The following is a 699-nucleotide window of genomic DNA, read 5'->3' as shown; positions in this document are numbered from 1 at the left end:
AACGCCTGCATAACACGTTTGCTACTATGCGATTATACTTAATATTGACGGCTTAAAACGAGAAACACCCGGCAAACTGAGATTGCCGAGTGTAGTAAATCGTGTTGATGCATTTGTTAACCGTTTTGATATCAGTGGCTTGCTGCGTGATTCGCCGCTACACTTTCTAACCTTTCAGCTAACCAAACTTTAATAATCGATTGGCGAGTTACACCTACACGATTAGCTTCACGATCTAATGATTCGATCATCCATGTTGGAAAATCAACATTTACTCGTTTTTGAGTTTGCATTGGACGCTTAGCTTTAGATAAATCTAGATCGCCTAAAATATCGTCGCCATCGTCAAACTTTGCATCAAATTCATTAGCTTTCATAAACCTTTACCTCACCTTTTCTTGAGCGTCGAACCGAAATTATTCGGATATTTTGACCTCGATATGTAATAACACCAGTCCAATGTTTACCATTAAGCATGGCTATTACGATATACCTTGGTTCATCGTGAGTATTTACTGGGATCTCTATTAAATCTGGGTCATTCCAAAGCAATTGAGCTACATTGAAATCCACACCATGTTTTTCAAGATTCGAGTTACTCTTAACTTCATCAAATTCAAAATTAACCATAGAGTTAAAAGTATACCATTATTACTCAAAAGGCAACTTTCGATGATGTTTCGAAAAGACGGTTAACGC

General features: G+C 37.5%; 2 protein-coding genes. Both read right to left on the bottom strand.

Annotation, left to right across the window (positions count from 1 at the left end; translation table 11 throughout):
- Nucleotides 1–131 precede the first annotated feature (131 nt).
- A complete protein-coding gene (gene brnA / locus PVK70_RS18825; RefSeq protein ID WP_065603886.1) occupies nt 132–377 on the bottom strand; it encodes a type II toxin-antitoxin system BrnA family antitoxin in 246 nt (81 codons plus the stop codon).
- Nucleotides 367–630 (bottom strand): BrnT family toxin, encoded by a 264-nt coding sequence (locus tag PVK70_RS18820; RefSeq protein WP_045032871.1) that lies wholly within the window; start codon nt 628–630, stop codon nt 367–369. Before PVK70_RS18820 ends, brnA begins: the two co-directional genes overlap by 11 nt.
- Nucleotides 631–699: the final 69 nt, after the last annotated feature.

It is taken from the genome of Aliivibrio sp. A6, from assembly GCF_028765505.1.
In the GTDB taxonomy this organism is placed as follows: domain Bacteria; phylum Pseudomonadota; class Gammaproteobacteria; order Enterobacterales; family Vibrionaceae; genus Aliivibrio; species Aliivibrio finisterrensis_A.
The sequence above is the reverse complement of the archived record's forward strand: the minus strand, read 5'-3'. Positions and strand labels throughout refer to the sequence as shown.